Genomic DNA, 22,609 nt, shown 5'->3' with positions numbered 1-22,609 from the left:
CGTCATGCCGGTCGCCCGCTCCGAACGGCTGCTGACGCTGCTCCAGACGCTCCGGCGTTACCGGCGGCCGGTGACTGGAACCGTACTCGCCCAGGAGACCGGCGTCAGCCTGCGTACGCTCTATCGCGATATTGCCAGCCTGCAGGCCCAGGGCGCGATGATCGAAGGCGAAGCCGGCATCGGCTACGTGCTGAAGCCCGGCTTCATGCTGCCGCCGATGATGTTTTCCGAAGAAGAGCTCGAGGCATTGGTGCTTGGCTCGCGTTGGGTGGCCCGCGCCGCCGAGCCGCGCCTTGCCGGCGCCGGCGCCGACGCGCTGGCCAAGATTGCCGCCGTGCTGCCGGCCGATATGCGCGAGATGATCGATTCGGCAGCGCTGTTCGTCGGCCCCAAACGCCGGGACGAGGACAGCGCAGATGTCTCGGCCATCCGCAGGGCAATCCGTCTGGAGCGTATCCTCGAGCTGCACTATGGCGATGAGCAGGGTCGTATCTCGCGCCGCCGCGTCTGGCCTTTCGCGCTCGGTTATTTCGAACATGTGCGGGTTGTCATGGCCTGGTGCGAACTGCGCCAGGATTTTCGCCATTTCCGTACCGACCGCATCATCGACATGGCGTTGCATGAGGGGCGTTATCCGCGCCGCCGCACGGTGCTCCTCAAGGAGTGGCGCGAGACGCAGGACGTGCCGATCGAGAGCTGAACGCTGCTGCCATAAACTGTCAGCAGCAAGTGTTATTGTCAGTACCAATCCAACAGGAAAGGAGTACTGATCATGGTAACGCCTCCAGCCATTCGTTTCGCGAACGACCGTTTTACGGGCGAGTCCTTTGCCGATGTCATTTCGGCCGAGACTTTTGCCGATGTCCGCCAGTCGGCACGCTCCGGCCTGCTGCTCCTGATCATGGTTTTTTTCCGCTTTCCCAGGGGAAACCGCACGAGCCTCGACCTTGAAGCAACCCCGGACTACCTGAAGCGCGATCTCGGCTTCATGGATGGACGCGACCCGCATTGCGAGGACCGTTTCCCGCTCTAGGCTGCCGCTATCCTTATCAACATTCCGCCCGACGAGAACGGGGCGCTGCGATCGCTGCGCCCTTCGCACCCTGCTGCCACTATCTGTCAGCAGCTGATTTCGTCCGGACCCATTTTACAACAACGGGAGAACCGAAATGACCAGCCCCAATCTCATCATTCTTTACGTCAAGGACCCGGGTGAAAGCGCCAGCTTTTACCGGAACCTGCTCAATCGCGAGCCGGCCGTGGAGGCGCCGAATTTCGTCGCTTTTCCGCTTGAAGGCGGCTTCACCCTCGGTCTCTGGCGAGGCAGCAAGGTCGAGCCGCAGCCCTCCGCGATCGGCAATCGCGGCGAAGTGGCCTTCATGGTCGAAGGAGAAAATGCCGTCGCCAAACATTATGAAGACTGGCGCCAGCGCGGTCTGCCGATCGCCCAGGAACTGACCGAACTGGATTTCGGCCCGACCTTCGTCGTGCTCGACCCGGATGGGCATCGGCTGCGTGTCTGTGAGCCGGATAAATAATTCAGGCGACTTGCGGGGCTTGCCTTGGAGCATGACGCCGAAAAGTGTCAGCGGTTTTCGGACAATATCATGCTCTAACTATTTAATTTAGAAACAGAATGACTTCATCCTGTTCTAAAGCAGGCCTCGCATCGCATGTCCCTTGTAGACGCCGAGGATGCGGACTTTCTCGGAAAAGAACCGCAGTTCCTCCAGCGCCCGGCGCACGTTCGGGTCGTTCGGATGGCCTTCGATATCGGCGTAAAACTGCGTCGCCACGAATTTTCCGCCGAGCTGGTAGCTCTCCAGCTTCGTCATGTTGATGTTGTTGGTGGCAAAGCCACCGAGCGCCTTGTAAAGCGCGGCCGGGATGTTACGGACGTTGAAGACGAAGGTGGTGACGACCTTTTCTTCCGCCGAATTCCGTTGCGCCCATTCCTCGTCGCGGGACAGGACGACGAAACGGGTCACATTGTTTTCCGAATCCTCGACATTTTCGGCGATGATCTCCAGCCCGTAGAGATCCGCGGCAAGGCGCGGCGCCAAGGCGGCCATCGAGCGGTCGCCGGTTTCCTTCACCAGCTTTGCTGCCCCTGCCGTATCGCCGGCGATCACCGGCTTCCAGCCATTGGCGCGAACGATCTTGCGGCATTGGCCAAGTGCGTGGATATGACTGTGCACCGTGCGGATCTCGTCCTTGGTGACACCGGGCAGCACCATCAGCTGGAAGCGGATCGGCATGAAATATTCGCCGATGATATGCAGCCGCGACTCCGGCAGCAGATGGTGGATATCGGCGACGCGCCCGGCAATCGTGTTCTCGATCGGGATCATCGCGATATCGGCGTCGCCGTTGTCGACCGCCGTGAACGCATCCTCGAAGGTCTGGCAGGGCAGCGGCTCCATGGTCGGAAACATGTCGCGGCTGGCCATGTCGGAATTGGCGCCGAATTCGCCCTGGAAGGCGATCCTGTTGGTCTTGATGTTCATGATGGTTCCGTCAGTTCGACTTTGCGGAGAGGATGCGCCGCGCTTTTTCGAGGTCGGCGGGAGTATCGACACCGAGCGGAACCGTGTCAACGATCTCGGCGTCGATGCGCATACCGGCCTCCAGCGCCCGCAATTGCTCCAACGATTCGCGCTTTTCGAGCGTCGAGGGGCCGAGCGAGACGAACCGTTCGAGGGCCGCCCGCCGATAGGCATAAAGGCCGATATGGTGGTAGAGCGGTCCCTTGCCGTAAGGGGCGGTTGCGCGCGTGAAGTAGAGCGCATGCAGTCGGGTGTCGGAAATCGGCGAACCGACGATCTTGACGATATGCGGCGCCGTCCTGTCCTCCTCATTGTCGATTTCGGTCGTCAGCGTCCCGATATCGACCGCCTCGTTCTCGAGAGGGCGCAACGCCGCGCGCACCGTTTCCGCATCGATCGTCGGCAGATCGCCCTGGACGTTGACGATGAACTTCGCCTTTCCGTCCGGATCGACTTTCGTCAGCGCCTCAAAGATCCGATCGGAACCCGATTGGTGATCCGTGCGGGTCATGACGACTTCGAAGCCGGCGGCGGCTACCGCATCGAATACTCGGGCGTCGTCGACGGCGACGACGACGCGGCCGATGGCTGCCTCCCTGGCGCGCAGCGCCACCTGGACGATCATCGGCAGGCCGCAAATATCGGCCAGTGGCTTGCCCGGAAGCCGTGTGGAGGCCATGCGCGCCGGGATCAATACGAGCACGCCGTCTAAATTTGAATCACTCATTGTTCGGGCCTTCTATTCCGGGCTGGAAAGTGTCAAAAAGTCTCACGCACAAGACCATTTAGACAGTTGCAACGAACAACCAAAAGACATAGGTTCCGCGCGATTTCAAGATGGTCCGGTTTATGGTCTGCCGGCTGCAAGGGGAGCATTGCAGATGAATTCATACGTCAATACGGCCGTGGGGGCGCTGCTCGGAACGATATTCGTTCTGATGTCTGTCTCCATCGCGTCCGAAGGGATCTTCCATTCCGAAGCACCGGAAAAGGAAGGTTTCGCGATCGTTGCCGAAGAGGCGCCCGCCGCTGGTGGCGAGGCTGCGCCTGCCGTTGCCGTTCCGATCGCGCAATTGCTCGCTTCTGCAGATGCCAAGGCCGGTGAAACGATCTTCAAGAAGTGTCAGGCCTGTCATGACGGCACCAAAGGGGGACCGAACAAGGTCGGTCCCAACCTCTTTGGTGTCGTAGATCGCCCGATCGCCTCGCATGAAGGCTTCGCCTATTCCGCTGCCATGAAGGATTTCTCCAAGGGCAGCAGCGAGAAGTGGACCTTCGAAAATCTAAACAAGTTCCTGACGGCACCGAAGAAGGACGTTCCCGGCACCGCAATGGGCTTCGCCGGACTGCCGAAAGATCAGGACCGCGCCAACGTCATCCTCTATCTCCACACGTTGGCCGATTCACCGGTGCCGCTGCCGGACCCAAAGACGGCGACGCAATAGGGCGGCAACATCATTCATGACAATCGAGCCCGGCCGCAAGCCGGGCTTTTTCTTGGTGCAAGGACCGGTTCAGGCACCGAGGAAATAGGCCCAGAGCGAGACCGTGATGGCGCCGAGCGCCGTCGTCACCGTGATCGTCGAGGCGGCGAGGCTGTGACCGACGCCGAAGCGATTGGCGATCAGCCAGGCATTGACGCCTGTCGGGACGGAGGAGGTCAGGACGATCGCTGCCCTCCATTCGGGGCTGAGACCGAGGAGGTGGCTCGCCGCCCAGACGCAGCCTGGCAGCAGCAGCAGCTTCAGGGTCGAGGTGACGCTGGCGATGCCGAGATTGCCGGAGACGCCGTATTTCTCCAGCGCCATGCCGAGCGATATCAGTGCCGCCGGACCGGCAATGCCGGCGATCTGCCCGACGACCGTTGCCACCGTCGTCGGCATGGTGAGGCCCGAAAGGTGCATGGCCATGCCGGCCGCAAGCCCGATCACCAGCGGGTTGCGCACGAGGTTGACCGCGATCTGGCGAAGCACGAGTACCATGCTGCGATCGCTTTTGCCGGCGATCTTGCGCTCGGCATGCTCCATCAGGACCGTGCCGGCGACCATCATCACGGGCAGATGCACGGCAAGCAGGATCGACAGCGCCACCAGCCCTTCGTCGCCGACGGTCCGCTCGACGAGCGGCAGACCGATGAAGATATTGTTGGCGAAGGCCGAGGAAACGCCGGCCAGCACGCCGATTCGTTCGTCACGGCCGAAGAGGCGTGTGGCGGCGATATGGCCGGCCGTCCAGGTGATGGCGACGCCGGAAAAATAGACGATCCAGAGGCGAAAAGGCGAGGCGCCATGAAAATCCGCCTCGGCGATGGTGCGAAAGAGCAGAAGCGGCACGGCGATCTTGAAGACGAACTCGCTGAGCGCCTCGCCAACATTCGAGGCCATCAATCCGCTGCGGACGATCACCCAGCCGATGAGAATCAGGATGAAGATGGGAAGGACGTCGAGAATGATGGCTGACATAGGGGAGGCTGCTCTGCGCGGGGGAGTATTCGACGTCTACAGCGCCGCGCGTCTTTTCGAGAGCCGCAAAGGACGCTGTAGCACTTTGAATTGCTGCATAATTCCTTAAATCGATTCCGATTCAAGGAATTATGCAGTAGCAGCAAACGGCTTGGATTGAAAAGCCAGTCGCCGTCCAATCAGGCGCATCGGCAAAACAAAAAAAGCGGGCACAGCCCGCTTTTCCGCTCCGGTCTTGCCGGAAACCCGGATCACGAAGCTGCCAGTTCATCCGTGGTCAGCATCGCGCCGGTAAGATCGAGGGGATCATCCCTCGTGCGCCCGGCTGCAACTGAAAGCTGCTCATGCCGGTCTTCTTGCGAGTATTTCTAGATTTGGAAAATGACAGGGACGTGACGAATAGGCGGCACTTTTGCGAAGAAATAGATGGGCCATCCACCATTTATCCTTCCAAACCGCGGAAATTTCGCTAAGACCAAACCCCGGCTATCACAAACTTCGGGACCCCCCCATTTCATGACAAGATTCGATGTTCTGACAGTCGGCAACGCAATCGTGGACATCATTGCCCGTTGCGACGACCAGTTCCTCATTGACAACCAGATCACCAAGGCGGCGATGAACCTCATCGATGCCGAACGCGCCGAACTCTTGTATTCGCGCATGGGACCGGCGCTCGAAGCCTCCGGCGGCAGCGCCGGCAACACGGCGGCGGGCGTGGCTAACCTCGGCGGCAAGGCTGCCTATTTCGGCAATGTTGCTCAAGATCAGCTCGGTGACATCTTCGCGCACGACATCCGCGCCCAGGGCGTTCACTACCAGACCCGGCCGAAGGGCACCTTCCCGCCGACGGCACGTTCGATGATCTTCGTCACCGAGGATGGTGAGCGTTCGATGAACACCTATCTCGGCGCTTGCGTCGAACTCGGCCCGGAAGACGTCGAGGTCGACGTCGTGGCCGACGCCAAGGTCACTTATTTCGAAGGTTATCTCTGGGATCCGCCGCGCGCCAAGGAAGCCATCCTCGATTGTGCCCGCATCGCCCATGAAAACGGCCGCGAAGTGTCGATGACGCTGTCCGACAGCTTCTGCGTCGACCGCTATCGCGGCGAATTCCTCGATCTGATGCGCTCCGGCAAGGTCGATATCGTCTTCGCCAATCGCCAGGAAGCGCTGTCGCTCTACGAGACCGACGATTTCGAGGAGGCGCTGAACAGGATCGCCGCCGATTGCAAGATCGCTGCCGTGACGATGAGCGAGAATGGTGCCGTCATCCTGAAGGGCCGTGAGCGTTTTTACGTCGACGCGATCCGGATCAAGGAAGTTGTGGACACGACGGGTGCCGGCGATCTCTTCGCCTCCGGCTTCCTCTACGGCTACACGCAGGGACGGTCTCTCGAGGATTGCGGCAAGCTCGGTTGCCTGGCCGCCGGCATCGTCATCCAGCAGATCGGCCCCCGCCCGATGACCTCGCTTTCCGAGGCTGCAAAACGGGCAGGGCTTATTTGAAGGCTTCGCCGGGATAGGCGCCCCAGATCTCCGACTGCGCCACCCAGCCCGAGGCGCCGTCGGTTTCGGCGCGGCACCAGTCGCCGTTGCATTCGCCGATCGTCACCATCACGCCGGGTTCCAGCTTGGCAACGATCGATGCAGAGGGGAGCGCCTCACGGCGCAGATTGACATAGACGCCTTTGCCCTTGGTCTTCATCCAGGGGGCGGCAATCGCCGCGCGCTGGCCTGATAGCAGCGACTGGTTGACCCAGCCTTCGGTGCCGTCGGCATCGCGGATGCGGCGCCAGTTGTCGTATTCCTGGATGATCTCCACCGGCAGGCCGGATTTCAAGTACATCCAAGAAACGGCGTAATCCGTTCCCGGACCGATGCGCAGGTTGACGCGCTTGGATTTCAGCGTGACGAAACGCGGCAATGGCAGTCCGCTTGGCCCCTTGGCCGCTTGCGCATGGGCGAATTCGACGCTTCCTATGGATGCGGCCAGAGCGATGGCAAGGGCGAGGCAGGACTTCAGGACTTTGCTGCGCATGGAAGTTTCCGGTTGCTCGAATTCGCGGGCAGGGCAGGCCTGCTCGCGGTCCGGGCTTTGACATTCCCCGGCTGCACCGCGAGTTTTGTTTGTCTTCGCGTGCGGGTCTGGTAGAAAATGCCCGGAATGGGAAAATTATCACCCCTCTTGGTTAAAGACCTCTGAACAAGGCACCACAGGCAGCCATGACAGCGAAGAAAAAACCGAAGGTCTACATCACCCGCAAGCTGCCGGATGCCGTCGAAACCCGCATGCGCGAACTCTTCGACGCAGAGCTGAACATCGACGACGCGCCGCGTTCGGTTCCCGAGTTGATCGCCGCGGTCAAGACCGCCGACGTGCTGGTGCCGACCGTCACCGATCGTATCGACGCGGCGCTGATCGAACAGGCCGGACCGCAGATGAAGCTGATTGCGAGCTTCTCCAACGGCACCGACCACATCGACGTCGAGGCGGCGGCGCGCAAGGGCATCACCGTCACCAACACGCCGAACGTCCTGACCGAGGACACCGCCGATATGACCATGGCGCTGATTCTCGCGGTTCCGAGACGGCTCGGCGAAGGTGCGCGCGTGCTGACCGACAAGCCGGGCGAATGGGCAGGCTGGTCTCCCACCTGGATGCTCGGCCGGCGCATTCACGGCAAGCGCATCGGCATCGTCGGCATGGGCCGCATCGGCACGGCGGTGGCCCGCCGCGCCAAGGCTTTCGGCCTATCGATCCACTATCACAACCGCAAGCGCGTCAATCCGGCCGTCGAGGACGAACTGGAGGCGACCTATTGGGAAAGCCTCGACCAGATGCTCGCCCGCGTCGATATCGTTTCGATCAATTGCCCGTCGACGCCGGCGACCTTCCACCTGGTCTCGGCCCGCCGTCTGGCGCTGCTGCAGCCGACAGCCTATCTCGTCAACACAGCGCGCGGCGACGTGGTCGACGAAGCGGCGCTGATCAAGTGCCTGAGGGAGGGCCGGATTGCCGGCGCCGGCCTCGACGTCTTCGAGAACGAGCCTGCCGTCAACCCGAGGCTCATCAAGCTCGCCAATGAGGGCAAGGTCGTGCTGCTGCCGCATATGAGTTCGGCGACGATCGAAGGCCGCATCGACATGGGCGACAAGGTCATCATCAACATCCGCACCTTCATCGACGGTCATAGGCCGCCGAATCGCGTGCTGCCGGGGCGTTGAAGAACGCTGTAAATCAGGCGACGCAGATCGGAGGCGCAAGGACCTTGCGCATCTCGACGAAAGTCGTCCTGGCAAAGCCGGGATGCGCCTTTTCGGCGGTTCTGGAAAATCCCCCGGCGGCAAAGACGGCGTGATTGTCGGTGAGTTCGATGCGCGTTTCCAGCCGCAAAGCAGGAAGACCGAGCGCTGCGGCCGTTTCCTCGGCAATCGCCAGCAGCCGCCTGCCGAGGCCCTTGCCCTGCGCCTCAGGCAGAACGGCGAGCTTGCCGACATAGAGGCAATCGGCCTCCGGCCGCAGGAAGAGGCAGCCGGCCAGCTTTTCGCCGTCGATGGCGACATGGCCGATCTCGGCCCTGGACTTTTCGGCCAGCGACTCCGCCGTCAGCTTGAGCGCTGAAGATGGCGGATCGATCCTGCCGTTCATCGAGGCGAAGGAGGCGACGATGAGCGCCAGCAATTCATCCCAGCGCGTGAAAGTCTGATCAAGCGGAACAACCCTCATCCCGCCTGCCTCTGTGTGGTACGGCGTCGTTTGTAGCGGATGGTGTCGAAGCGGGCCGAGAGCGCGTCGTAAAGCAGCAACCGTCCGACCAGCGGTTCGCCGGTGCCGGTGACGAGCTTGATCGCCTCCATCGCCATCATTGTGCCGATGACGCCTGTGAGTGCACCGATGATGCCGGCTTCGGCGCAGGCGGGAATCAGCCCCGCCGGCGGCGGTTCCGGAAACAGGTCGCGATATCTGGGGTTGGCGGTTCCGTCCTCAGCTGTCTCATAGGGCTTGAGAACCGTCAGCGAACCATCGAAACGCCCGACGGCGCCGCTGACGAGCGGAATGCGCGCTTCATCAGCTGCATCGGCGGCGGCATAACGCGTGTCGAAATTGTCGGAGCCGTCGATCAGCAGATCGAACCCGGAGAGCTGACGGCGGGCGGCCTCCGGCGAAAAGCGTTCCTCGAAGCGGATCAGTCGGACATGCGGATTGAGCCTGGCGATGGCGAAGGCGGCGCTCTCGGTCTTCAATTCGCCGATCGTGCCGGAATCATGGATCACCTGGCGCTGCAGGTTGGAGAGGGAAACCCGGTCGTCGTCAACGATACCGAGCGTGCCGACGCCGGCAGCGGCCAGATATTGCAGGACCGGTGCACCGAGGCCGCCGGCACCGATCACCAGCACACGGGCGGCTTTCAGTTTCTGCTGGCCGGCGCCGCCGATCTCGGGAAGCAGGATGTGGCGGTGATAGCGCGCGATTTCGTCCGGGCTGAGCGGTTCCATGGCGCCGATGTTATCATGACCCCCGACGCCGGGAAAAGCCGCCTCCGTCATTCGAACACCCTTCCGTCGGAAACCGTGAAAAACTGCGCCCTGTCGCCAAGTGCTGAAAACATCGCCCGATCCGTTCCGGTCATGAAGGCCTGGCCGCCGAGCCCGTCGATAAGGTCGAATAGCGCGGCGCGGCGGCCCTCGTCGAGATGCGCCGCGATCTCGTCGAGCAGCAGGATCGGCGCATGACCGGTGAGATTGCCGACGAGCCGCGCATGCGCAAGCACCAGGCCGACAAGCAGCGCTTTCTGCTCGCCGGTGGAGCAACGCTCCGCCTCCATCGCCTTCTCGCGGTGATGCACGATGAGATCGGCCCGGTGCGGCCCCTCGAGCGTGCGCCCGGCGCCGGCATCGCGGTAGCGGCTCTCCGCCAGCATCGCCGCGTAGTCGTCTTCGAGGTCGACAGAGGGGCGCGAGAACTGACCGTCCATGAAGCCCGAGAGCTGCAGCGATGCCGAAGGGAAGGGCGAGCTCTCCCGTGTTTCCTCGATCAGCCGGGTCAGCAGGCCGAGCATCTCCTGCCGGGCGAGCGCCATGGCGATGCCGAGGCTTGCCATCTGCTCCTCGATGCCGGCAAGCCAGGAGGGATCGAAGCGGCCTTCGTCCAGCAATTTGTTGCGGCTGCGCATGGCGCGCTCGAAATCGCTGGCGCGGCGGCCATGGGCGGGATCGAGCGACAGCACCAGCCGGTCGAGAAAGCGGCGCCGGTCGGAGGAGGCGCCGGTAAACAGGCCGTCCATCGCCGGCGTCAGCCAGAGAAGGCGCAGATGGTCGGTCAGTTCGTCGGCAGTCTTTGCCGTTGTGCCATTGATGCGCAGCCTGCGGGCGGTGGTCTCCTCGCCCGTTTCGATGCCGGTGCCGATCTCGACCTCGCCCTCCATGCCATCGAGCGCGGCGAAGATCGAAAAACCGCCGGCCGCGCCGACGCGGGTAATGTCGCCATAGGCCGCGCGACGCAAACCGCGGCCAGGCGAAAGCAGCGAGACGGCTTCCATGAGATTGGTCTTGCCGGCACCGTTGTCTCCCGTCAGCACGGCGTGCCGACCGTCAAGGGTAAGGGCCGCTGCCGCATAGTTGCGGAAGTCTGTTAGCTTCAGACGAGAAAGAGAAACCTTGTGCGGCATCGAATGTCCGGAATCGTGAAGCGTGACAGCTAAGCCTTAGCGGCGTTGATGGCAAGGCTGGCAGCGTCTTGGCCGCGGATCGCGAACCTCCGATGCCGCCGCAAATCAGGGACGCGGCAGTTGAGCGATAAGGGATAAGCGCGAAGCGGCGATATACCGCGCGGGACATATTTTCAAGACACCTGACCGCGGTGCTGGTGTCCGACATTCTGCCGATGTAGGGGGTAGGCATCGCGCGTTCTAAATTCTACAAAAATACAACCGGCGGGGAGGCTCCGACATCGCCAGGCCGATACCGTCGACGGTCACCGTCAGTGCCTCGGAGATCCGGATATTCCGGCTTTGCCGCGATCCTTTGAGGCTACTGACGTAACGTGATGCCCAGAAAAAGTCGGTTGAATTTTGCAACTGGTGGGTTGAGTTATTCCGTGAAGGCGATATGGTAAACGAACCGTTTACGTATGAGAGAGTGATGAAGTGCCAGATCCGGTTGATATTATCGTCGGTCGCAACGTCAGACAGTTTCGCGCCCTTCGCCGTGTTTCACAACTCGAGCTTGGCGAAGCACTCGGACTGACTTTCCAGCAGATCCAGAAATACGAAAAGGGGACGAACCGCGTTTCCGCCAGCAAGTTGCATCAGATCGCGGTTTTTCTCAATGTCGATATCTCTGCCCTTTTCGAGGGAGCCGGCGTGTCTCCATTCGGCAGTCGTATCGAACTCAGCCCCGACGCCTATGCGCTTGCGTTGAGCTACGACAAGCTGAATTCACCGGCAGGCAAAGAAGCGGTCAAGACCATCCTCACCCTCATGACCCGCGAAGCGGCCGAAACCGCCGCCTGATTCCACTGAGCCATCAGCTTTACCACGAAAAAGCACGGCCCTATTCCAAGGTCTGGACGATGTCCAGATGCTTACTGCTGTGCAGCGTCTTGGGGGCGGCGTCCATCAACACAAGGACCGGGGCAGGTCATCTGAATAAGGTTCGATGCCGCGCGCTTCAGTGAATCTCGCGTTCGTGCAGCGCCATCAGCAGATCGTCCTGTGTCTGGTGCCCGGCATGGTAAAGGTCGATCGCGATGCTGGCGATCGAAAGACCCTGCTGGCTGCGAAGCTTGATGTTGCGCTCGGCGCACCATGTGTAGATGGCGCCGGCGAGAACGTCGACGTCTTCGGACTGAGATGAAAAGGCTGGCGCCATGGCTGATACCCTTGGTTTGTTTGTTCCCGCTAGCGCTAAGGACGCTCTATCACTTTGATTTGGTGCATGCCTCGAAATTGATTCCAATTCTTGGGGCTATGCACTGAGCGCAGAGTCTGAATTCATTTGGAAAACTTGCAAGCGGCATCATCTGGCTGCGTTAACGCAAGTCGTCTTCCCGCCCGCCGCCGTTTCGAACCGGGACAGATTGGCCGGTGTGGACGGCGAATGTCGCAAATTGAGACATGTCGCGCAAAAGTCTGCAGCCGTTTTGTGATGGCGACATCCATAAAAACAAAGACTTAAAGCGCAACGAGCGAATCTGAAAGATCGCGCCGTTCTTTAGGATTCTTGGGACAAAAAAACCGGAGACGTTTCCGTCCCCGGTTCTCGAAGTGGGCGCGTCGATTGCGGCTCAGCCTTCGAAGAATTCCTTCATCCGGGCAAAGAAGCCCGTCGATTCCGGATTGTTCTCCTTGGACGAAAGCTGCTCGAATTCCTGAAGCAGTTCGCGTTGGCGCTTGGTGAGCTTTTGCGGCGTCTCGATCTGGATCTGGATGTAGAGGTCGCCCGTCTGCACCGAACGCAGCACGGGCATGCCCTTGCCCTTGAGGCGGAACTGTTTGCCGACCTGCGTGCCCTCGGGCACGGTCACGCGCGACTTGGTGCCGTCGAGCGTTGCCACGTCGAAGGTTCCGCCGAGTGCGGCCGTCGTCATCGAGATCGGAACGGCGCAATAGAGATCGGCTCCGTCGCGCTGGTAGAATTCATGCGGTTTGACGGACAGGAAGATATAGAGGTCACCAGCCGGCCCGCCGCGGGCGCCGGCTTCGCCTTCGCCCTGCAGGCGGATGCGCGTGCCGTCCTCGATGCCGGCGGGAATATTGACCGAGAGCGAACGCTCTTCCGTCACCCGACCCTGGCCGTGGCACTTCGGGCAGGGATCGGGAATGATCTGGCCGCGGCCGTGGCAGGTCGGGCAGGTCCGCTCGATCGAGAAGAAGCCCTGTGCCGCGCGCACGCGTCCCGTTCCCTGGCAAGTGCCGCAATTCTTCGGCTGCGTGCCGGGCTTGGCGCCTGAACCCGAACAGACGTCGCAGGTGATCGACGTTGGAACGCGGATCTGCGCCGTCTTGCCGGAGAAAGCTTCCTCCAGCGTTATTTCCATGTTGTAGCGAAGATCGGCGCCGCGTTCGCGGCCGCCCGACGAGCGCTGGCGCGCACGCCCACCACCCATCATTTCGCCGAAGATATCCTCGAAGATGTCGGAGAAACCGCCGCCGGCAAATCCGCCGCCACCGCCGCCCATGCCGCCATGCTCGAAGGCCGCATGGCCATAACGATCATAGGCCGCCCGCTTCTGCGGGTCCTTGAGCATCTCGTAGGCTTCGTTGATTTCCTTGAACTTCCGCTCGGCGTCCTTGTCATCCGGGTTCTTGTCCGGATGGAATTTCATCGCCAGTTTGCGAAAGGCGCTTTTCAGCTCTTTCTCGTCCGCCGTCTTGGCTACACCCAGAGTTTCGTAAAAGTCCGCTTTTGCCATTAAGGATTAAACCCCGGAAATGGATTTTCCGGCTGCCATGGTGAGCAGCCGGATCAGGTGTTGAAGCATAACCACGCCGTCGCGGATTACGCGGACTTCTTGCGGTCGTCGTCCTTGATTTCCTCGTAGTCGGCATCGACGACATTGTCGCCGCCTTCCGCGGAGGCATCGCCCGCAGCGCCGCTTTCGGCCTGCTGTGCTTCATAGATCGCCTGGCCGAGCTTCATCGACACTTCCATCAGCGTCTGGGTCTTGGCCTTGATGTCGTCGGCATCGGGCTCGGATGCTTCCGACGCCGTCTTCAGCGCGGCGATCGCATCCGAGATCGCGGTGCGGTCGGCCTCGGAAACCTTGTCACCGTAATCCTTCAGCGACTTTTCCGAGGAATGGATCAGGCTTTCAGCCTGGTTCCGGGCTTCGACCGCCTCGCGGCGCTTCTTGTCTTCGCTGGCATGGGCTTCGGCATCCTTTACCATCTTCTCGATGTCGGCGTCGGAAAGACCGCCGGAAGCCTGGATGCGGATCTGCTGTTCCTTGCCGGTGCCCTTGTCCTTGGCCGAAACCTGGACGATGCCGTTGGCGTCAATGTCGAAGGTGACTTCGATCTGCGGCATGCCGCGCGGCGACGGCGGCAGACCGACGAGGTCGAACTGGCCGAGCAGCTTGTTGTCGGCAGCCATTTCACGCTCGCCCTGCGAGACGCGGATGGTCACGGCCTGCTGGTTGTCTTCGGCGGTCGAGAAGGTCTGGCTCTTCTTCGTCGGGATCGTCGTGTTGCGTTCGATCAGGCGGGTGAAGACCCCACCGAGGGTTTCGATGCCGAGCGACAGCGGCGTTACGTCGAGGAGCAGGACGTCCTTGACGTCGCCCTGCAGAACGCCGGCCTGGATGGCGGCGCCAAGCGCCACGACTTCATCCGGGTTGACGCCCTTGTGCGGCTCCTTGCCGAACAGCTGCTTGACGACTTCCTGCACCTTCGGCATGCGGCTCATGCCGCCGACGAGAACCACTTCGTCGATTTCGGAAGCGGTAACACCGGCATCCTTGAGCGCTGCCTTGCACGGCGCGATCGTGCGCTGGACGAGATCGTCGACCAGGCTTTCGAGCTTGGCGCGGGTCAGCTTCAGCGTCAGATGCTTCGGGCCGGAGGCGTCGGCCGTGATGAACGGCAGGTTGATTTCGGTCTGCTGCGAAGACGAAAGCTCGATCTTTGCCTTTTCCGCAGCTTCCTTGAGGCGCTGCAGGGCAAGCTTGTCGTTCTTCAGGTCGATGCCGTTGTCCCTCTTGAACTCGGTAACGAGATATTCGACGAGGCGCATGTCGAAGTCTTCACCGCCGAGGAAGGTATCGCCGTTGGTGGACTTCACTTCGAAGACGCCGTCGCCGATCTCGAGGATCGAAATATCGAAGGTACCGCCGCCAAGGTCGTAGACGGCAATTGTCTTGCCTTCTTTCTTGTCGAGACCATAGGCAAGCGCGGCCGCGGTCGGCTCGTTGATGATGCGCAGAACTTCAAGCCCGGCGATGCGGCCGGCATCCTTGGTTGCCTGGCGCTGCGCGTCGTTGAAATAGGCGGGAACGGTGATGACGGCCTTCTCGACCTTTTCGCCGAGATAGGATTCGGCGGTTTCCTTCATCTTCTGAAGGATCATTGCGGAAATCTGTGCGGGCGAATAGCCCTTGCCATTGGCTTCGACCCAGGCGTCGCCATTGTCGCCCTTGACGATGGTGAAGGGAACGAGGTGCTTGTCCTTCTCGACGGTCGGATCTTCGTAGCGGCGGCCGATCAGGCGCTTGACGGCAAAGAGCGTGTTCGTCGGGTTGGTGACTGCCTGGCGCTTGGCCGGCTGGCCGACGAGGCGTTCGCCATCATCGGAAAATGCCACCATGGAAGGGGTCGTACGCGCACCTTCCGCATTCTCGATGACCTTCGCGTCCTTGCCGTCCATGACTGCGACGCAGGAATTCGTCGTTCCAAGGTCGATACCAATTACTTTTGCCATGTCATTCTCTCCTTGAAGCAAGCTGTCGGAACCCCGAGAAGGCATTTCCCTGACAGCCCCTTACGGGATGGGTCTACTTGAGATTACGCAATCGTGATTGCGGTGATGCGGCGTATATAAGGAGCGGTTTTCTGGACTGCAAGGCGAGAAATGCCCCGGAATCCAGCAAAACGAATGTGTTGCGTTCAATTTTTACAGTCGCCGGGACGGAGGTCACCCCTTGCCCGGAAAGCGGCCGATTTTTGCGGCATGTCGCGCAAAACTGCAGAGCGGTTTTGCGACAACCGCAGGCGTAAAACAAAGACCTGAAGCGCGTGGAGCGAATCTGACAGATCGCGACACGCTTAAGATCATCGGGCTTGTGCGGGGTATGCAGCAAAGATCTCACTGGCCCATGATCAGATCGAGCAGCGTCGTGCGCCGCGGCTGGACGGAAGAGGTGGTCTGCGCGCCCCCGACATCGCCGGGCGGCACCATGCCCTCATAGCCAGAACCGCCACCTTCGGCAATGTCTGCGGGCGGAACCGGGCCATTGCCGGAGGTCGCCGCCTGCTGCCGGGCAGGCGCTTGCGGATAGCGGTTTGCATTGTCGTTGCCGCCGAAGACGCCGGAAATGATACCACCGATCGTCGATGGCGGCGCCTCCGCCGTCATCGGTTGCCCGCTGCCCAGCTGCCCGTTGCCCGGTGCCTCGGCCATCGGCTGACCGTTGTTCGGATCGGCGATCAACTGGCCGTTGCCGAAGAGCGGCGCCGGCGAAAGACCCTTGTGGGCGGCGATCATGAATTCCTTCCAGGCCTTGGCGGGCAAGCCGCCACCGGTCACCTTCTTCATCGGCTTGCCGTCATCATTGCCGAACCAGACCCCGGTGGTGAGGTTGCTGGTGAAACCGACGAAGAGCGCGTCGCGCGAATTCTGTGTAGTGCCGGTTTTTCCCGCCGCCTGCCAGCCGGGGATCTTGGCGCTCTTGCCGGTGCCGCTCTCGATGACGCCCATCATCATCGTATCCATCTCGGCGGCGATCTGCTCGGACAGCACGCGCGGCGGGCTGTCATAGGTATTTTCGTAGAGAACCTTGCCCTCGGCAGTCGTCACCCGGCGGATGACGTGCGGCGTCGCCTTGTAGCCGCCATTCATGAAGGCGGCATAGGAGGCGGTGAGTTCCATCAGCGACACTTCCGAGGTGCCGAGCGCGATCGAGGCATTCGGCTGCAGCTCGCTTTCAATGCCGAGCCGGTGGGCAAGCTTGATCACCTGGTCCGGCCCGTCATACATCACCAGCTGGGCGGCCACCGTGTTCAGCGATTTGGCAAGCGCGGTCGCCAGCGTCACTTCGCCATTGTATTTCTTCTCGTAATTTTCGGGCGTCCAGTCGCCGATCCGGATCGGCGCGTCGTTGAACACCGAAAAGGGCGTCAGCCCCTTCTCGAGTGCGGCAGCATAGACGAAGGGCTTGAACGACGAACCCGGCTGGCGTTTGGCCTTGACGGCACGGTTGAACTGGCTTGTCGCATAGTCCCTGCCGCCGACCAGCGCCCGGATCGCGCCGGTGCCGTCGATCGAGACCAGGGCCGCCTGCGAGGCGTCGAGCTTCCCGCCCTCCTTATCGAGCACGTCGACCAGCGATTGCTCGGCCTTCTTTTCCAGCGACTTGTCGATCGTCGTATCGACGATGACGTCTTCCTTGACGTCGCCGATCAGACCCGGCAGCTCGTCCATCACCATGTCGGCGACATAGTGCCCGGCGCCCGACCAGTAGCTCTTGGCCGAAGCCGGGGTCTGCGACATCGCCGTCTTGACTTCGGAATCGGTGATGAAACCCTGCTCGCGCATCGCCGCGAGCACGAGTTGGGCGCGGGCATTCGCCGCATCCGCATCGCGGGCCGGCGAAAGCCGCGACGGCGCTTTCAGCAGGCCGGCCAGCACCGCCGCCTCGCCGAGGTTCACGTCACGCGCCGATTTGTTGAAGTAGCGGCGTGAGGCCGCCTCGACGCCATAGGCGTTCGATCCGAAGAACACCCGATTGAGATACATGGCAAGGATCTGGTCCTTGGTGTATTTCTGCTCCAGCCAGAGCGAGAGCAGCACCTCCTGCACTTTGCGTTCAAGCGTTCTCTCAGGGGAGAGGAAGAGGTTCTTGGCAAGCTGCTGCGTCAGCGTCGAGCCACCCTGCACCATGTGACCAGCCGTCAGATTGGTCACGACAGCCCGGCCGAGGCCGAGCGGATCGACGCCGAAATGCGAATAGAAACGCCGATCTTCGATGGCGATGACGGCTTCCGGAATATAGGGCGACATGTTTTCGAGCGACAGCGCCTCGCCGCCGGTGGCGCCGCGATTGGCGATGACACTGCCGTCGACGGCGGTGATTTTCACGTTCGGCGGCCGCTCCGGGATCGCCCATGTGCTGGCGCTCGGCATGCGCGAGCCATAGTAGACCACAAGCCCGGCAACGCCGATGCCGGCCCAGATGAAAAGCACGACGCACCAGTAGGTCACGCGGCGCAGGAATCCGAAAAAGCCGCCGCCTTCGCGCTCCCGCGGCTCGCGCTTCCGCCGGGGGGCAGCACGTTGCGGTGGGGGTTTCGAGCCGCTGCTGCGCTGGGATCGGCCTCCGGCAATGCGATCGTCGGCATCAAGCGAGAATTCGTCATCGTCGCGCGCCGGGCGGCCGCTGAAGGACGGTTCTATTCTGTCGCCTGATCTGCCTCTGCCTGCCATCGCGGACCGGTCACACCCCATGTTCGATCGCGAAGCCAGCTTCGCATAACGGTGCTCTTCTCCAGCGCCGCGCGTCTTTTCGGACGCGCAAAGGACGCTGAAGCACTTTGAGTGCCGCCGTGATCATCCGACTGAACTGTAAATGCGGCGATTTAACGGGGTATTAATAATGGAAAGTAAGGCAGACCGCGCCGGGCGACAGCATTGGCTTCAGAACTGTCGGGCCTCGTAATCGTCGAGCGTTTCCGGGTCCTGCTTATACTCCCACTCGCCCAGATGAAAGCGGCGCCAAATCTGGCCGGAAGGGTTGAGGTTCGCCCCATCGGTGAGGCGCACAGGCAGAAGTGGGTTATGTTTATGCCAAACGGTAACATCTATGGCGGCCGCCCGAGGGGCGAAAAGCCCGAAGAAAGCCAGGTAGTCTTGCGTCATCAGGGTCCAGCCTCGAACGGATTAAAATCAATCCGCAACTTCACAAAACTGCAATAAAGAATCCCGCAAAACAAGAGCCTCGCGATGGCTTCACATCAAATTCTCGGTGACCGCATTCGAGGATCGATGCTTCCCGCGCGGCGCTTGTCTTGCACTCGCCGGCGAAGTGGCGTGCGTCGTGAAAACAAAGGCCCGAAGTCTGTGGCGTGAGTTACGTTCGATACGACGTAGTTCACCGCGGCGCGTGTCTTTTCGAGAGGCGCAAGTGACGCTGTAAAACTTTGAATTGCTGGATAATTTTGTCCTTAAACTCGATTCCGATTTAAGGAATTATGCAGGAGGCGGAACCAATAGGCTTCACGTTTGTTTACTGAGAAGCGGGACAACCCCTCAAGTCCCGCGAATGATCGGCCGTCTCCCCTCAACACGTGCCGATCGACATCCGGCCCGGTGCACCCTCATGGGAGCGCCGGGCTTTTTCTTGGGTGTTTTGCCCTTGGCTTGGCAAACCTCAAAGGAGGACGGCGCTGCCGTCCCCTCTCTGTTTCACTCGTCGCAGGAGGGATCGCCGGGGCGGCAATCAAAGTCCCTGCGGTCCGGCCTGCGGTCATCGCCTCTCCGGTCGTCCCTCTGCCGTTCATCTCTTTGCCGATCGTCCCCTTGCCGATCGCCCCTTTGATTGTCGTCGCGCCAGTCACGATCGCGGTCGCGCCCATATCGGTCGCCATCCCGCTCGCGCCAGTTACGGTCGCGATCCCGGTTATCCCGATCGCGGTCGCGATCCCGATTGTCGCGGTCGCGGTAGTAATAATCCGGGCCGCGGCTCCAGCGGTCACGGTCGCGATAGAAATCGCGGTTGCGGTAATAACGGTCCCAATAATTGTCGACGCTGAAGCGAATCATCGGAATGCCGAGCGGACGGTAATATTGCGGGCCGACATAGACGCGGCGCTGCTGGTAGAGGGCCTGCACGTACTGGCCGGAAACCCAGCCGCGGCCGCCGTAGAATTCCACGTCGCACCAGTTGACGTCGGAAAGGCATCCGCGGATCTCGACGGAAGAACCGGCGGGTATGACGGCGACGGCAGGATAACGGGTGCTCGGACCGGCACGCATGTTGACGTTCGCCGTCGAGTAGCCCTCGGCAGCCTGCGCGATGGCAGGCGCCAGCATAAGCAGGCCGACCGCTGCGATTTTAACAAAGAGATTTTTCACGCTTCTCAGTCCTTGTTGGCACGTTTTTCAGGCAGCGCTTGGCTGCGTTTCCTTGGCATATGCCATTGAAACAAAAGATAGAGCGATCGCCCCCGGGTGTTAGGGTGTTGCTATTCGTCTTATCTTTCAATGGCTTATATATTGCCGGCGATGAACGCAGCTTGAACGGCGAAATATCTGTCAGCGCCCTTGGAGCCGCAAGCGGTGCTTCCGGCAAGGTGGTGCTGTTAACGGTTGGTTAACCTTTCGGCGGCAGTCTCGTTGCAATACCCGCTTGCTCCTTGACCACGGATGAACTGGCACTGAGATGAGCGGATGACGAAAGGCCGGGTCGAACCGGCCTTTTTGTTATTTGCGATTCTGCTTGGCACGCCGTTCAGGCGGCGAGCGCCTGAAGAATCCGCACCCAGGAGCGGATACCCTTGTGGTAGGAGACGAGCTCGTATTTCTCGTTCGGCGAGTGGATGCGGTCATCGCTGAGGCCGAAGCCGACGAGCAGCGATTCCATGCCGAGCATCTTCTGGAAATCCCCGACGATCGGGATCGACCCGCCCATGCCGATGACGATGGCCGGTTTCGGCCACTCGTCGGAAAGCGCGTTCTTCGCCTTGGTGAGAACAGGCGAATCATAGGAGAGGTGGATCGCCGGCGAGCCGCCATGCGGATGGAATTCGACCGAGCAATCGGCGGGAATTTTCGAGCCGATATAGCTGCGGAAAGCCTCGCGGATGGCGGTCGGATCCTGCGTGCCGACAAGCCGGAAAGAAACCTTGGCCGAAGCCTTGGCGGCGATCACCGTCTTGAAGCCTTCGCCGGTATAGCCGCCCCAGATGCCGTTGATTTCGGCGGTCGGCCGCGCCCAGGTGAGTTCCAGCACCGACCGGCCTTTTTCGCCGGATGGGATAGAAAGGCCGACTTCGCCGAGGAAGCTGTCCGCGGTCTTGCCAAGCGTCTCCCATGACGCCTTGATGTTGTCAGGCGTTTCCTCGACGCCTTCATAGAAGCCGTCAAGCGTGACGCGGCCCGTCTCGTCATGCAGACCGGCGAGAGCCTCGACGAGAATATGGATCGGATTGGCGGCCGCGCCGCCGAAGAGACCGGAATGCAGGTCGCGGTCGGCGGCCGTCACGATCACTTCCTCGCCGACGAGGCCGCGCAGCGCTGCAGCGATCGCTGGCGTGTCGCCGTCCCACATGCCGGTATCGCAGACCAGCGCATAATCGGCCTTGAGCTCGGCAGCATTGGCTTCGAGGAAGGGCTTCAGGGATGGCGAGCCGGATTCCTCCTCGCCCTCGAAGAGAATGGTGACGCGGCAGGGAAGCGCGCCATTGATCTCCTTATAGGCGCGGCAGGCCTCGACGAAGGTCATCAGCTGACCCTTGTCGTCAGAGGTGCCGCGGCCGGTCAAGATCTTGCGGCCTTCGCCGACATCCTTGATCGACGGCTCGAAGGGGTCGTTTTCCCAGAGCTCGATCGGGTCGACCGGCTGAACGTCGTAATGGCCGTAGAAGAGAACATGCGGCGCATCGGCCGAAGCGCCGGCATGGTGGGCGACCACCATCGGATGGCCGGGCGTATCGCGGACCGAGCCAGTAAAGCCGAGCGTCCCGAGATAGGCGACGAGCCATTCGGCGGCCTTCCGGCATTCGGCTTTATAGGCGGGATCGGTGGAAATTGACTTGATGCGCAGAAGCTCGAACAGCGTGTCGAGGCTCGATGGAAGGTTCTGGTCCGCGCGCGCAAGCACCTGACGTACATCGGTCATTTTCGACTCCTTTTCGAGATTCGGCCGGACGATAGACCAAACCGGAAAGGCACGCGAGGCGGAAAAAACAAAAATCGGCGGGGGGCGCAGCGCGCCGGCACAGCGCAGATTAGCTGTTCGCGCGGTGGCTCTTTTCGGTCAGAGCGCCTTGGCGTTTTCCAGAAGCCGGCGGATATATTCGAGTGTCAGCTCGCGCTCGAAAACCCGGAAACCTTTAAACAGCGCAAGGTCGGCCTCACGCGCGGTTTCGATCGCCTCAGCCTCCATGGCGCGGGCGCGCGGCGTCAGGAAGAGCAGTTGCGCCCGCTTGTCGGATGGATGCGGCCGGCGTTCGATCAGCCCGTCGCGGACCATGCGCGAAAGCGTATTGGCCATGGTCGCCTGCTCGATATCGACCCGCTCGAGAAGCTGTTTCTGGGTCAGCCCGTCCTCGGCCCAGAGTTCCAGCAGAATGGGGAACTGCCCTGGAGAAAAACCGAGCCCGACCGCGCGCTGGTGCAGCGAGCGGGCAAAACCCTTCGCCAGCTGGCTGGCAAGGTAGGCTCCCGAATCCATGCGGTTAAATCCCATGGCTGCAAGTTAGGCTCAAAACCATGCCGGAGACAATGCAGCAAATCGCATACGATACTCCATAACATGCAAGCTGCGATCAGAATTTCGAGTATCTCGAAAAACGAAAGTCGCCATGGCCTGGAGGTTGGCCATGGCGATTTTAAAGTGGGGACAAAGGCCCGGAGAGGGGGGATAAGGCCTTTGTCCAAGTCTGACGCGGCGGGGGACAAGCCGGTAATCAGACCCGCGGCGCAATCAAGCGCCGGTGACATGGATTTGTGCCTTAGAATGTGGTTTTTCAAGGGAGGGCCATCGTTACAAATCGGTAACAGTTTGGTGAGCCGGAATCTCTGCCGCACAATTCCTGAGATCGGAAACGATGGAAGGATAAAATTACGCAGCAACGCCAAGTGCTCAGCGTCCTTTGCGCGTCCGAAACGACGCGCGGCGCTGTTGGGCTCCGAACGCCATAATCCTTTTCGCGCGCCGAACTTTAT

General features: G+C 61.2%; 22 protein-coding genes. 7 read left to right on the top strand and 15 right to left on the bottom strand.

Annotated features, from left to right (window positions below):
- Positions 1-4 precede the first annotated feature (4 nt).
- From ACIPSK_RS18080 to ACIPSK_RS18070, 3 genes are all read left to right on the top strand, one after another.
- The gene (locus ACIPSK_RS18080; RefSeq protein WP_017966467.1) at positions 5-700 is read left to right on the top strand and encodes a helix-turn-helix transcriptional regulator; all 696 of its coding nucleotides are present in this window, start codon (positions 5-7) and stop codon (positions 698-700) included.
- A 72-nt stretch (positions 701-772) separates the two neighbouring features.
- Positions 773-1,033, top strand: coding sequence for a hypothetical protein (locus ACIPSK_RS18075; protein ID WP_162115581.1), 261 nt, complete (start codon positions 773-775; stop codon positions 1,031-1,033).
- Positions 1,034-1,169: 136 nt separating this feature from the next.
- Entirely contained in the window at positions 1,170-1,538 is a 369-nt protein-coding gene (locus ACIPSK_RS18070; RefSeq protein WP_162115580.1) for a VOC family protein, read from the top strand.
- A gap of 114 nt (positions 1,539-1,652) precedes the next feature.
- On the opposite strand, the gene ACIPSK_RS18065 is transcribed toward ACIPSK_RS18070, so the two are convergent.
- The gene (locus ACIPSK_RS18065) at positions 1,653-2,507 is read right to left on the bottom strand and encodes a prephenate dehydratase (protein ID WP_017966470.1); all 855 of its coding nucleotides are present in this window, start codon (positions 2,505-2,507) and stop codon (positions 1,653-1,655) included.
- 10 nt (positions 2,508-2,517) lie between these two features.
- Positions 2,518-3,273, bottom strand: a complete 756-nt coding sequence (locus tag ACIPSK_RS18060) for a 3-deoxy-manno-octulosonate cytidylyltransferase (protein WP_162115579.1) — start codon at positions 3,271-3,273, stop codon at positions 2,518-2,520.
- A 154-nt stretch (positions 3,274-3,427) separates the two neighbouring features.
- Between ACIPSK_RS18060 and ACIPSK_RS18055 the strand changes: the two genes are divergently transcribed.
- Positions 3,428-3,991 (top strand): c-type cytochrome, encoded by a 564-nt coding sequence (locus ACIPSK_RS18055; RefSeq protein ID WP_162115620.1) that lies wholly within the window; start codon positions 3,428-3,430, stop codon positions 3,989-3,991.
- Positions 3,992-4,060: 69 nt separating this feature from the next.
- On the opposite strand, the gene ACIPSK_RS18050 is transcribed toward ACIPSK_RS18055, so the two are convergent.
- Entirely contained in the window at positions 4,061-5,008 is a 948-nt protein-coding gene (locus ACIPSK_RS18050; protein WP_017966473.1) for an AEC family transporter, read from the bottom strand.
- A 516-nt stretch (positions 5,009-5,524) separates the two neighbouring features.
- On the opposite strand from ACIPSK_RS18050, the gene ACIPSK_RS18045 reads away from it, so the two are divergent.
- Positions 5,525-6,517: an adenosine kinase gene (locus tag ACIPSK_RS18045; RefSeq protein ID WP_162115578.1), complete on the top strand. Its 993-nt coding sequence runs from the start codon at positions 5,525-5,527 to the stop codon at positions 6,515-6,517.
- Here ACIPSK_RS18045 and ACIPSK_RS18040 read toward each other — a convergent pair.
- A complete protein-coding gene (locus ACIPSK_RS18040) occupies positions 6,510-7,049 on the bottom strand; it encodes an SH3 domain-containing protein (RefSeq protein ID WP_064249052.1) in 540 nt (179 codons plus the stop codon). The two genes, ACIPSK_RS18045 and ACIPSK_RS18040, sit on opposite strands and share 8 nt — an antisense overlap.
- 185 nt (positions 7,050-7,234) lie before the next feature.
- On the opposite strand from ACIPSK_RS18040, the gene ACIPSK_RS18035 reads away from it, so the two are divergent.
- Positions 7,235-8,236, top strand: a complete 1,002-nt coding sequence (locus ACIPSK_RS18035; RefSeq protein WP_017966476.1) for a 2-hydroxyacid dehydrogenase — start codon at positions 7,235-7,237, stop codon at positions 8,234-8,236.
- 13 nt (positions 8,237-8,249) lie between these two features.
- On the opposite strand, the gene ACIPSK_RS18030 is transcribed toward ACIPSK_RS18035, so the two are convergent.
- Genes ACIPSK_RS18030 through recF form a run of 3 tightly spaced genes read right to left on the bottom strand, consistent with a single transcriptional unit; the run spans position 8,250 to position 10,680 of the window.
- On the bottom strand, positions 8,250-8,738 hold the full coding sequence (locus tag ACIPSK_RS18030) for a GNAT family N-acetyltransferase (RefSeq protein ID WP_446532953.1): 489 nt from the start codon (positions 8,736-8,738) through the stop codon (positions 8,250-8,252).
- Positions 8,735-9,559, bottom strand: coding sequence for a molybdopterin-synthase adenylyltransferase MoeB (locus tag ACIPSK_RS18025; protein ID WP_017966478.1), 825 nt, complete (start codon positions 9,557-9,559; stop codon positions 8,735-8,737). The genes ACIPSK_RS18030 and ACIPSK_RS18025 overlap by 4 nt, the downstream gene beginning before the upstream one ends.
- Entirely contained in the window at positions 9,556-10,680 is a 1,125-nt protein-coding gene (gene recF, locus ACIPSK_RS18020) for a DNA replication/repair protein RecF (RefSeq protein WP_162115575.1), read from the bottom strand. Before recF ends, ACIPSK_RS18025 begins: the two co-directional genes overlap by 4 nt.
- Before the next feature lie 477 nt (positions 10,681-11,157).
- Here recF and ACIPSK_RS18015 point away from each other — a divergent pair, with 477 nt between their 5' ends.
- On the top strand, positions 11,158-11,523 hold the full coding sequence (locus ACIPSK_RS18015; RefSeq protein ID WP_162115574.1) for a helix-turn-helix domain-containing protein: 366 nt from the start codon (positions 11,158-11,160) through the stop codon (positions 11,521-11,523).
- A 157-nt stretch (positions 11,524-11,680) separates the two neighbouring features.
- Here ACIPSK_RS18015 and ACIPSK_RS18010 read toward each other — a convergent pair whose 3' ends face one another.
- The 8 genes from ACIPSK_RS18010 to ACIPSK_RS17975 all read right to left on the bottom strand — a co-directional run bounded on the left by ACIPSK_RS18010 (position 11,681) and on the right by ACIPSK_RS17975 (position 22,115).
- Positions 11,681-11,881 (bottom strand): hypothetical protein, encoded by a 201-nt coding sequence (locus ACIPSK_RS18010; protein WP_017966481.1) that lies wholly within the window; start codon positions 11,879-11,881, stop codon positions 11,681-11,683.
- 415 nt (positions 11,882-12,296) lie between these two features.
- Positions 12,297-13,424, bottom strand: a complete 1,128-nt coding sequence (dnaJ, locus tag ACIPSK_RS18005; protein WP_162115573.1) for a molecular chaperone DnaJ — start codon at positions 13,422-13,424, stop codon at positions 12,297-12,299.
- Positions 13,425-13,510: 86 nt separating this feature from the next.
- Positions 13,511-15,427 (bottom strand): molecular chaperone DnaK, encoded by a 1,917-nt coding sequence (gene dnaK, locus ACIPSK_RS18000; protein ID WP_017966482.1) that lies wholly within the window; start codon positions 15,425-15,427, stop codon positions 13,511-13,513.
- 384 nt (positions 15,428-15,811) lie between these two features.
- Positions 15,812-18,148: a transglycosylase domain-containing protein gene (locus ACIPSK_RS17995; protein WP_162115572.1), complete on the bottom strand. Its 2,337-nt coding sequence runs from the start codon at positions 18,146-18,148 to the stop codon at positions 15,812-15,814.
- Between the two features lie 210 nt (positions 18,149-18,358).
- A complete protein-coding gene (locus ACIPSK_RS17990) occupies positions 18,359-18,580 on the bottom strand; it encodes a hypothetical protein (protein WP_162115571.1) in 222 nt (73 codons plus the stop codon).
- A 546-nt stretch (positions 18,581-19,126) separates the two neighbouring features.
- A complete protein-coding gene (locus ACIPSK_RS17985) occupies positions 19,127-19,795 on the bottom strand; it encodes an SH3 domain-containing protein (RefSeq protein WP_017966485.1) in 669 nt (222 codons plus the stop codon).
- Between the two features lie 376 nt (positions 19,796-20,171).
- A complete protein-coding gene (locus ACIPSK_RS17980; protein WP_162115570.1) occupies positions 20,172-21,560 on the bottom strand; it encodes a M20/M25/M40 family metallo-hydrolase in 1,389 nt (462 codons plus the stop codon).
- Positions 21,561-21,698: 138 nt separating this feature from the next.
- Entirely contained in the window at positions 21,699-22,115 is a 417-nt protein-coding gene (locus ACIPSK_RS17975) for a MarR family winged helix-turn-helix transcriptional regulator (RefSeq protein ID WP_003544385.1), read from the bottom strand.
- Positions 22,116-22,609: the final 494 nt, after the last annotated feature.

This window comes from Rhizobium sp. LARHSG275 (genome assembly GCF_052871115.1).
This window is presented reverse-complemented; position numbering and strand designations above follow the sequence as displayed.

Excerpts from the sequence above, each read along its gene's own strand:
- ACIPSK_RS18055 (WP_162115620.1), top strand. The coding sequence starts at position 3,428 with ATGAATTCATACGTCAATACGGCCGTGGGGGCGCTGCTCGGAACGATA.
- ACIPSK_RS18080 (WP_017966467.1), top strand. The coding sequence starts at position 5 with ATGCCGGTCGCCCGCTCCGAACGGCTGCTGACGCTGCTCCAGACGCTC.
- ACIPSK_RS17990 (WP_162115571.1), bottom strand. The coding sequence starts at position 18,580 with ATGACGCAAGACTACCTGGCTTTCTTCGGGCTTTTCGCCCCTCGGGCG.
- ACIPSK_RS18050 (WP_017966473.1), bottom strand. The coding sequence starts at position 5,008 with ATGTCAGCCATCATTCTCGACGTCCTTCCCATCTTCATCCTGATTCTC.
- ACIPSK_RS18040 (WP_064249052.1), bottom strand. The coding sequence starts at position 7,049 with ATGCGCAGCAAAGTCCTGAAGTCCTGCCTCGCCCTTGCCATCGCTCTG.
- dnaJ (WP_162115573.1), bottom strand. The coding sequence starts at position 13,424 with ATGGCAAAAGCGGACTTTTACGAAACTCTGGGTGTAGCCAAGACGGCG.
- ACIPSK_RS18065 (WP_017966470.1), bottom strand. The coding sequence starts at position 2,507 with ATGAACATCAAGACCAACAGGATCGCCTTCCAGGGCGAATTCGGCGCC.
- ACIPSK_RS18030 (WP_446532953.1), bottom strand. The coding sequence starts at position 8,738 with ATGAGGGTTGTTCCGCTTGATCAGACTTTCACGCGCTGGGATGAATTG.
- ACIPSK_RS17980 (WP_162115570.1), bottom strand. The coding sequence starts at position 21,560 with ATGACCGATGTACGTCAGGTGCTTGCGCGCGCGGACCAGAACCTTCCA.
- ACIPSK_RS18035 (WP_017966476.1), top strand. The coding sequence starts at position 7,235 with ATGACAGCGAAGAAAAAACCGAAGGTCTACATCACCCGCAAGCTGCCG.
- ACIPSK_RS18010 (WP_017966481.1), bottom strand. The coding sequence starts at position 11,881 with ATGGCGCCAGCCTTTTCATCTCAGTCCGAAGACGTCGACGTTCTCGCC.
- ACIPSK_RS18060 (WP_162115579.1), bottom strand. The coding sequence starts at position 3,273 with ATGAGTGATTCAAATTTAGACGGCGTGCTCGTATTGATCCCGGCGCGC.
- ACIPSK_RS17995 (WP_162115572.1), bottom strand. The coding sequence starts at position 18,148 with ATGGCAGGCAGAGGCAGATCAGGCGACAGAATAGAACCGTCCTTCAGC.
- recF (WP_162115575.1), bottom strand. The coding sequence starts at position 10,680 with ATGCCGCACAAGGTTTCTCTTTCTCGTCTGAAGCTAACAGACTTCCGC.
- ACIPSK_RS18075 (WP_162115581.1), top strand. The coding sequence starts at position 773 with ATGGTAACGCCTCCAGCCATTCGTTTCGCGAACGACCGTTTTACGGGC.
- ACIPSK_RS17975 (WP_003544385.1), bottom strand. The coding sequence starts at position 22,115 with ATGGATTCGGGAGCCTACCTTGCCAGCCAGCTGGCGAAGGGTTTTGCC.
- ACIPSK_RS18025 (WP_017966478.1), bottom strand. The coding sequence starts at position 9,559 with ATGACGGAGGCGGCTTTTCCCGGCGTCGGGGGTCATGATAACATCGGC.
- ACIPSK_RS18045 (WP_162115578.1), top strand. The coding sequence starts at position 5,525 with ATGACAAGATTCGATGTTCTGACAGTCGGCAACGCAATCGTGGACATC.
- dnaK (WP_017966482.1), bottom strand. The coding sequence starts at position 15,427 with ATGGCAAAAGTAATTGGTATCGACCTTGGAACGACGAATTCCTGCGTC.
- ACIPSK_RS18070 (WP_162115580.1), top strand. The coding sequence starts at position 1,170 with ATGACCAGCCCCAATCTCATCATTCTTTACGTCAAGGACCCGGGTGAA.